Here is an 8,380-nt window from a genome sequence, read left to right on the forward strand (position 1 = left end):
AAACTCACTTTTATTAGGGATATCTGCGCCGTTTTGGTCTTTAGCTAATTTACTGTTGGCATTGTTATTAGCATTTATTGCATTTGTATTGGCTGTAGCCGCATTGTTATTTGCCGTAGTTGCTAAATCATAAGCAGTTTTCACAGCCCTGGGGGTGGCAGCAGTCGTTTCATCATTACTATCAATGGAGTTATTGAGTTTAACGACTCCCTTGTCTTTTATTGTAGCATCAGGGTGGTTACGGCTTTTCTCATGTTTTTTAATGGAACTATCCACATATTCACGAGTTGCCAGCACCACAGACGGATCTATTTTCAGAGTGACCGAATCAGTACTGCTAACAATTAAAACCATCCTGACTGCTTGTGTTCTACCCGATCCTTCCTGCAATTGAGGTTTGTAAGTTTCGGGGCAGTTTGCCACAGCAATCATCACTCCTTCGCTGTCAAACAGGCCAATTTCTCGTATCCACCAACCTCCTTCATTCTCAGGGATAATCTGTTCAGCGATAATTTGGCTAGTATTCACCGGATCAACGCTTAACGTGTTAATTGCAGCACGGCGCTTTTCATTAATCAGTTTTGTCTGGCTAGCATCAGGAGCTGGTAATTTACCGCCACCATCACCAACCGCCATATGGGTGATATCAACCGCGGTTCCAAGAGCAGTGGCATTCGCCAGTTTCGCTGCTCCTAGACTGGTTAAAATTGCAAAGTATTTCATAACGAAATCCTCATTGTATCAATTACATGAAGTGCTGCGCCTACAGGCGCATTATTACTAGTAGTGATAGTCTCAGGGGTATAAGCATAAACCGTAAGATCATCACCGCAGTAACTCGCAACGGAACAGTAGAATTCACCTTTCACATCCAAATTGACTGATAAGCCAAGTAGATGGCGACTCACAGGTTTGGCGTCAGAAATCAACCGTTCCAGTTCTAAAAAAGTTTCCTCGGTAATACCACTATCCAAGACTCCTACATCAAGTCGAAAAGTACCGGGAGGATCATTGGTTTGCCACCACTCTTGCACTTTAATGAGATAACCCAGAGGCTCTACCACACGACGAATAGCGCCGATAGTGCCTTTATGCATGTGTAAAAATAGCGAACCTTTAACCACTTCTCGTTTAGTGCTTTCTGACCAATTTTCATCCCAACGATCAACAGACCACGCCCATGCTAGATAAGGCAGTAACGATAATGGACAGGTATCTGGGTCCCAAAGTTGGCGTAGAGGTACTGAAATATTTTGTAGTTGTGCGCATGCTTTAGCTGCTGCCAACTCTAATGTAGTCGAGCCGGTCGGTAACAGGCGATCATTCATCAGAACCTCCTACAGTCAGTTTTGCACTAGTGCAATAAGAAGCCTGAGTTTTATCCAGTACTACATCATGAGTGGGTGATTTCAATTCCACCCGTTGTACACCTTCTACATGCAACGCGGCATAAATGGCAGATAGCCGAATATCACGCCCCAGACGATGTTGAGCTTCCACATAACGTTTGAGTTTTTGTTCAGCAGCAATACGGATAGGTTCAGATTCTGGTGTCGGATAGATATAGAGTATTGCATCAATCTGATATTCCACTACGTTGGCAGACTGGACTTTCACCCGATCAGCCACAGGACGGACATTTTCGTCATTCAGAACAACAGCAACTTTATCTAGCAAGTCCTGTGAGGCCACGCCTTTATTTTCTCGTGACATAATCGTCACGGTGACATTTGCCGGGGATGGGCTGATTGCAGAGGCATCTGCGATACGGCCATCAGCACTACGGGCATGATATTCATAAGCACCCACAGGCCCTGCAACACTTAGCCCTTCAAAAGCTTGTGGGATACGAACACGAAAATCGTTATCAGATTCCATGATTGCAGGTGTTGGTGGAATGGTACTGTTATCTGCTGGTTTCAATACCAGTCGAGTAACATTATTGTTCGCACCCAATTGATCTAAATCATTACCAGAAGCATAGGCAACCATCACCGCACGGGCTGCTTCATTTACTTTCTGACGTAATATCAGCTCTCTATAAGAATTTTCTTCAAGCAGTTTCACTAGTGGTTCTGATTCCAGTTCTAGAGTACGGGCAATGGCTTCCCGCTGCTCTTCTGGATAAAGAGATATCAGAGTCGCTTTACGTTCAGCTAGCAAACTTTCATAATCCAGAGGTTCTACCACATCCGGTGGTGGCAATTGGCTCAGGTCAATGGTCGGCATTGTCTTACCTCACAGGTATGGATAAAGAGAATACTCCAGTGGACTGCTGATAATGACCAGAAATATCCACTGTCATTTTGCCGTCTTGTTGAGTATTTATAGTGATATCTGTCAGACTAACCCGTGGCTCCCAGCGGCTAATAGCTGTGTAACTGGCAGCCATCACTTGTAGGAGTAATGCATCATTCTGCGGCCAATCAATTAGCTCAGGCAGCAGAGAGCCATAAGTACGACGTGCCAAACGACTACCTACGGGGGTAAGTAAAATATCACTGACAGACTGACGTACATGTGCCAAATCTGTCAGATTTTGGCCAGTTTGCCTATTCATCCCAAGGTACATCATGATACAGGGCCTCCTGATGTGTCACCGCCTGACCTAACGCCGGTGTGTTTATGGGAATCCACGATCACACCATTAGAACTAAATTGCCCGCCGGTGTGCTCAATGTTGCCAGCCATTTTTCCGCCTTTCTGTACTACCAAACTGGCTGTTGTCAGCAGATTGGTACAAATGACTTCCGGTGTATCCAAAGTAATCTTGCTACTTGCGGTACAAACAATTTCCGGCGCAGTAATATGAACAGAACCAGAAGCATTCACCGTAGCAGTTTTAATTCCACTCACCAGTAAGGCACTGGATTGCGGCTCATACTCCATTACTGCCCCATCAGGGAAAGTGATATGGACAGCTTCAGAAGAAGCCGATGGTGCCGGAAACTCATTAGAAAAAATGGCTGGTAACACAAAGGCGGTGGTCAGTTCTCCGCCTATGGATAGTAATAAAACCTGTTCGCCAACACTGGGAGCCCACCAGGTACGGGCATTACCCGCTCGCAGAGTCAACCAGTGTAACCAATCGGTTTTTATATTTCCTGTCGCGACACGACACATACCTCGAGAGGTATCCACTTGAGCAATAACGCCGGTTCGGATCAGGTTGCGCAATAAGCGCATTAGTTCGGTCAGTTGTGTGTTCATGCTGAGAAGAATGCCATTAAAGATGGGAATCGGCATTAAGAGAGGATTGTAAGAATAACTAAACAACTGTAGTGATTAAAATATTGTTATATAAGTGATAATTTTAAATTTGGATAAATATTGCACTAAATTAATAGCAAATAACCATTCATAATGGAAATCATACAGGTTGTAAGTGAAATCTCAGATAATAAATCCTACATTGATGTTTAGATCTTATATCCGAGATACTCATATGGATTTATAGTTGACACAACTTGCTTGGTATGCCCACGCATATACTGTAAGGAGGTATTTGCTAATGATGAAAACGCCCCCGAAATCTTCGCGGGCGTGAGGGTATCTATTATTGTTAGAATGGGATCTCAGGTTCTGAAAGGTTTTTAATGGTGATGTTTTTTTCATGATCCTCAGTAACAAATACCCGTTCAGTTAATTTTAAACTAATCTTGATGTTAGTAGCACTTTGATTGGGTGTATCTACCGCAAAAGTAAAACCAGTTTTGCGCAATTCTGGATTGCTCATTAAATCTGGTTGGTTTTTCTTTATCCATTGAAGTACTGGTACCACTAGTAAATTCACATCATCAGCATAATGGTTGATCACCAGATTGAGTATATAGTTGTATTCAAATGAGCAAGATTCAGCCGATGTTGCTACTACAACCCCTTTCTCAGTTGATATGCTCAGAACTTCAGGGTGGATGTGCAAATATGGCACTTCTTTAATCAAGGCTTGGCGCAGAAGTTCAGGTTTTTTCATAGTGTTTTCTCCGAGTATTTTCAATTTTACATTGCTGAACCACTTCTCTGACATAATGTTGCAAGTAATCCAATTTAGTTTGATCGCTGATTATTCCAGCTCTGATGTCGTGAATAGTGCGTCCAGCAATCGCAGTGAGTCCGATTTCGGCTGCATCGCCCATGCTGCTGGTTGAGGAATTTCGGCTTGAGGTGAGCTGACAGGTTGCAAGGTCGGCAGATGCGATCCGCATCCGGCGCTGACCAGTGGCAATATCAGTGCGTAAAGCTGTGTTTTCGGCTTGGGCATGAGCAAGTTCTTCTGAATAATGACGGTCAAGTTCAGCAGCAATGTCCTGTGCAATTTTCATTTTCTGGATTGCTACGGTGGTATCAGACTGAGCTTTATGACTGATAATTGAGAGTTGGTTCGTATAATATTGTTCTAATGTGGTAAGTTTTGTATTGAATGATAGTTTAGTCAGCCACCAACCAACGGTGCAGCCTACTGTTACTGCAGTGAGCAGCGGCAATATTCCCGGCCTTTCCTTTAAAATACTCATTTGTTTAACCCCAAACAGACGAGTTCAGATTCTTGATCACGGCGATAAATCTGACCGTAACAGCCTGTAGGCTGTCCATTGGTCTGACGGCAATCACGTCCTTTGTCATATGTCCAGCGTTTAATTTCCGTACAAGCTCCTTTTTTATCTCCAGAGTTCAACTTTCGGTAAAAGGTGGAAGAGAAACATTTCGCCGGGCCGATGTTATATGGGCAAAAACTCGCGATGCCTGCAATTTGTGGTTCTGTCAACGGGATATGGATATTGTGTTTTACCCATTCGATAGCCTTTCCTGCTTCGATCTGGTTAAGTTGTTCACAATGTGTAGCGGTTAATTTCATTCCTTTTTTAACGGGTTGGCCGTCAATGTGGGTTATGCCACGACAAATTGTCCAGATACCCCCCGCATCTTGATAGGCATTCAAACGATTCCCTTCTTTTTCATCTAAAAACTGGGAAAGAATGGCTGTTGAACTTGCCCCACCAAGTATTAACCCAATAACAGCTCGGCTGAGTTTAGTTTTGGTATCCTGCATGTTAAAGTTCTCCAGGAGCTTTCTGTACCAACTCATTAACTATCCGAGCAGATTCAGAAGCAGGCTCAGTTTTCAGGCTTTCCAAAATATTTTGCAAAATGCGTGTGCGTTTCATCTGTTCCCGACGGTTTAGTAAATAAGTCATTATTCCCAGTGCAACACTGGCAAAAACGCCGATAAGAAAGCCCCATTCATAAAGCGATAATCCTGCAAAAAAAGCGACCAAACCGGCACTACCATAGGTGGCATGGCTGTATTTATCCATTCGCCGTTTTTTAATCCCAGAGTTGCAAAGTAGGCTTTATTGCGGTAGGCATAGCCTCTGGCATTTCAACCACCATACCATGTGGTAAAATCACACCATGTTCAGCCAAGCCTGGATTAGCTGCTAGAACCCGTTCTGTCACTCCCTGAGTTCGTCCATAATGACGCCAACACAAGGCATCAACTGTGTCATTTTGCTGTGCAATTATTTTCATCAGGCATGCTCCTTTTGTTACAGGAAATATAGATAAGTCAAAGTATTATGGTGTGCTAATGAGTAAAGGGAGACAATAGGACGGTGTTGTTAAGAAGGTAATACAAATAGAAAGAGTACCGATACAGTCAACATTTGCTGATCAAGTGAAAATGTTTATATGAGATATAAGTATATAATAATAACTCATGTTAATTTCTTTATGAGAATTTTCTGCACTTTTTGAGTTGAGAGGTCAGATTAAGATGAACCTGAAATGTGAAGAGATGTAGGCAATTTATCCTTCTTATCAGATAAAGAAAAAACGGCCCAAGAAAGGATCAGGCCGTTCATATCATAAACCCAGAATCTCGTTTATCCCAAAACTAAAATGAACAATATTAGCTCACACGATAGATAATTCAGCAACCAACTACCACATTCCTAGACTCGCTGAATCTATCTCTTGATTTTCTGAGTCGTTTTGCACCTGTTGTTTGTACAAAAATAATGCCAATTCAACCACCTCTGAAACAAACGTTTAAGTGCTGAGGTAAACCTGTTTTTTCATTTCATTTTTCAACGTAGTCATCACTGGCTGCAAGATCTTAAATTGTTTATCAAACAAAATATCCATGTGCATATCATTTACCTATCACATTCGTTCTTTTTGTCAAGCTTATTCTTCAAGCGTTTCGTGATAATTAATAAGCCGTTTTGCAAGTGGTGTTGACAACTCAGCAATCCAAGCCAAGGCCAGTTCCTTATCTTCAGAATGATTACATTCACAGCTCGTTGCCATTCTGGCAATGAAATTAATACGTTGCGCTATCACTGATTCCATAAGAAAGTCCACTGCCAAACTTGCCTCCGTATAACTTGAACTGTATGCGTATACAGTATACTTTAATTAGAAAAACTTAAAGTAGTTTTTACTTTTTCTGGCAATTAAATTTGATAGAAGTGAGTCATTAATTATTGTTTTAGATTAAAAAATTAACAAAAAGTAATGATTACTTTCCTATTACAACTCACCATCATGTATAAATTTTTTATTACACTCAAGCTTTGCGAATGCTTTAAATGATACGATTTCGTCGGGGATATAGATTGAAATCTGCATGCTCATGATGCAATATCTCTAATTGGATTTTTGACAAGTCATTTTGGATCACTTTAGCTCTTAATTAGAGACCATTTTGACAACAACTAACTCGCTAAACTGTACTTTTAATGAAAAAAAACATAACTGAGATAAAAATGGGTGCAGATAGTGGAGGAAAACAAGCTATCGAACGCCTTGTTCGCGCATATGGATTTAAATCACGTCAGGCACTTAGTGACCATTTAGGTGTTTCTAAAAGCACGATGGCGAACCGTTACTTAAGGGACAGTTTTCCTGCAGACTGGGTTATTCAATGCAATCTTGAAACCAGTGCTTCATTGCTATGGCTAAGTACGGGTCAAGGTGAAATGTTTCCTGACGGAGAAAGGAAGAAAGAATCTTTAGAAAACATTATTGCTCCAACAATACAACGTGTTAGATTAGCGGGAGGCAAGTTGAACATTGACAGTGCAGTGGTTTTAGATAGTGAACTTATAGCCAAAGGAATGAAAAAACCACTTGTTGTAGATGACGGCAACTCTTGGCATTTACTGGATACAGAAGAACCTGATGTTCAAGATGGCTTATGGTTAGTTGATATCCAAGGTATGAACAGTATTAAAAAGATCACAAAAATTCCGGTCAATAAAATTCGGGTTAGTGATAATGATGTAACGTTTGATTGCGCCATTGATGAAATTAATTTTGTTGGTCGAGTTTACCTAATGATTTCTAGGTACTGAACACGCAGGATATGAAACACCTAAAACACATTAATTTAATTGAACATTATTTCATAAATAACACTCTGCTACATTCAATTATGGAAGTACAATTCAAAGAAGGCTCGGTGACTGAGAGCCTCTATCGTTATCGAAAAAACCAAATATCTGCCTTAGTCATTCTGAGAAGCGATAACTTAGCTCCGACAACCACTTGAATTTTAAGACCAATAAACTATTCCCAGATTGACTTCTTCTTACTATTACTTTCTGATTAGTTACAAATTTACTCAAGTAAGTATAGGGATTCTATTTCTTAAATAATATTTTACACACTGACAGTATCCCTGCTTATGGACACGTCCAAGGTTTCAATTAATTTTTTTCTGTTCTTCGCTTGACAATAGAAATTTTACACAACCATTATCAGAACAAATATTATACTATTCCGTAGTTTGTTTGTTTACCGGAAGATATTTATATATCGTCGATAATGATGTGTTGTAAATCAATGACAACTGTTTTCGTGTGTGTCCTTTCGCTAATAGCCTAGCAGCTTGCTGTCGTTCAGCAAATGACAATGATACCGGCCTGCCACCAATACGTCCTTGTGCGCGGGCAGCAGCCAATCCTGCATTTGTTCTTTCAACGATTAACTCCCTCTCCATTTCTGCCAGTGCACTCATAACATGAAAGAAGAATCTTCCCATAGCTGTGCTGGTATCAATACTGTCAGTCAAACTCTGAAAATGGATTCCTCGTTCACTTAAATATGAAATTAACGTAACAAGGTTTTTAACACTGCGTCCCAAGCGATCAAGTTTCCAAACAACCAATGTGTCGCCGTTCTTAAGGTATTTTAAAACCCGTTTCAATCCTGGCCGGTTAGCCGTTTTTCCACTGATTTTATCCTCAAAAATCTGTTCACAATTTGCACATATCAATGCATTTCTCTGTAAATCGCTGTTCTGGTCATTTGTTGACACCCGAATATAGCCAATTTTTGCCATGTATAATCCTATTTAAGCACGCGAAGAAACTATTTT

At 41.0% G+C, this 8,380-nt stretch carries 13 protein-coding genes; 1 reads left to right on the forward strand and 12 read right to left on the reverse strand.

Features of this window, described 5'->3' with window-relative positions; all coding sequences use genetic code 11:
- The 11 genes from OO184_RS24050 to OO184_RS24100 all read right to left on the reverse strand — a co-directional run.
- On the reverse strand, positions 1-723 hold a 723-nt coding region (locus OO184_RS24050), incomplete at its 3' end, for a phage tail protein (RefSeq protein WP_265381334.1).
- Positions 720-1,328 (reverse strand): phage tail protein I, encoded by a 609-nt coding sequence (locus OO184_RS24055; RefSeq protein ID WP_265381335.1) that lies wholly within the window; start codon positions 1,326-1,328, stop codon positions 720-722. The genes OO184_RS24055 and OO184_RS24050, both read right to left, overlap by 4 nt.
- A complete protein-coding gene (locus OO184_RS24060) occupies positions 1,321-2,229 on the reverse strand; it encodes a baseplate assembly protein (protein ID WP_265381336.1) in 909 nt (302 codons plus the stop codon). The genes OO184_RS24055 and OO184_RS24060 overlap by 8 nt, the downstream gene beginning before the upstream one ends.
- A gap of 4 nt (positions 2,230-2,233) precedes the next feature.
- Positions 2,234-2,575, reverse strand: coding sequence for a GPW/gp25 family protein (locus tag OO184_RS24065; RefSeq protein WP_265381337.1), 342 nt, complete (start codon positions 2,573-2,575; stop codon positions 2,234-2,236).
- The gene (locus OO184_RS24070; RefSeq protein ID WP_265381338.1) at positions 2,572-3,210 is read right to left on the reverse strand and encodes a phage baseplate assembly protein V; all 639 of its coding nucleotides are present in this window, start codon (positions 3,208-3,210) and stop codon (positions 2,572-2,574) included. Before OO184_RS24070 ends, OO184_RS24065 begins: the two co-directional genes overlap by 4 nt.
- A gap of 352 nt (positions 3,211-3,562) precedes the next feature.
- Positions 3,563-3,973, reverse strand: coding sequence for a phage tail protein (locus tag OO184_RS24075; protein ID WP_265381339.1), 411 nt, complete (start codon positions 3,971-3,973; stop codon positions 3,563-3,565).
- Positions 3,960-4,514 (reverse strand): lysis system i-spanin subunit Rz, encoded by a 555-nt coding sequence (locus tag OO184_RS24080; RefSeq protein WP_265381340.1) that lies wholly within the window; start codon positions 4,512-4,514, stop codon positions 3,960-3,962. Before OO184_RS24080 ends, OO184_RS24075 begins: the two co-directional genes overlap by 14 nt.
- Complete coding sequence (locus OO184_RS24085) at positions 4,511-5,050, reverse strand: lysozyme (protein ID WP_265381341.1); 540 nt, start codon at positions 5,048-5,050, stop codon at positions 4,511-4,513. The genes OO184_RS24080 and OO184_RS24085 overlap by 4 nt, the downstream gene beginning before the upstream one ends.
- A gap of 1 nt (position 5,051) precedes the next feature.
- Positions 5,052-5,315 (reverse strand): hypothetical protein, encoded by a 264-nt coding sequence (locus OO184_RS24090; RefSeq protein ID WP_265381342.1) that lies wholly within the window; start codon positions 5,313-5,315, stop codon positions 5,052-5,054.
- A gap of 10 nt (positions 5,316-5,325) precedes the next feature.
- On the reverse strand, positions 5,326-5,529 hold the full coding sequence (locus OO184_RS24095) for a tail protein X (protein WP_265381343.1): 204 nt from the start codon (positions 5,527-5,529) through the stop codon (positions 5,326-5,328).
- Positions 5,530-6,186: 657 nt separating this feature from the next.
- Positions 6,187-6,351 (reverse strand): hypothetical protein, encoded by a 165-nt coding sequence (locus OO184_RS24100; protein ID WP_162835247.1) that lies wholly within the window; start codon positions 6,349-6,351, stop codon positions 6,187-6,189.
- Between the two features lie 389 nt (positions 6,352-6,740).
- Between OO184_RS24100 and OO184_RS24105 the strand changes: the two genes are divergently transcribed.
- Positions 6,741-7,355: a phage repressor protein CI gene (locus OO184_RS24105; RefSeq protein WP_265381344.1), complete on the forward strand. Its 615-nt coding sequence runs from the start codon at positions 6,741-6,743 to the stop codon at positions 7,353-7,355.
- A 422-nt stretch (positions 7,356-7,777) separates the two neighbouring features.
- Here the strand turns inward: OO184_RS24105 and OO184_RS24110 are convergent, their stop codons facing one another.
- A complete protein-coding gene (locus OO184_RS24110; protein ID WP_265381345.1) occupies positions 7,778-8,344 on the reverse strand; it encodes a recombinase family protein in 567 nt (188 codons plus the stop codon).
- Positions 8,345-8,380 lie beyond the last annotated feature (36 nt).

The sequence above is a fragment of the Photorhabdus aballayi genome (assembly GCF_026153155.1).
Lineage (GTDB): Bacteria > Pseudomonadota > Gammaproteobacteria > Enterobacterales > Enterobacteriaceae > Photorhabdus > Photorhabdus luminescens.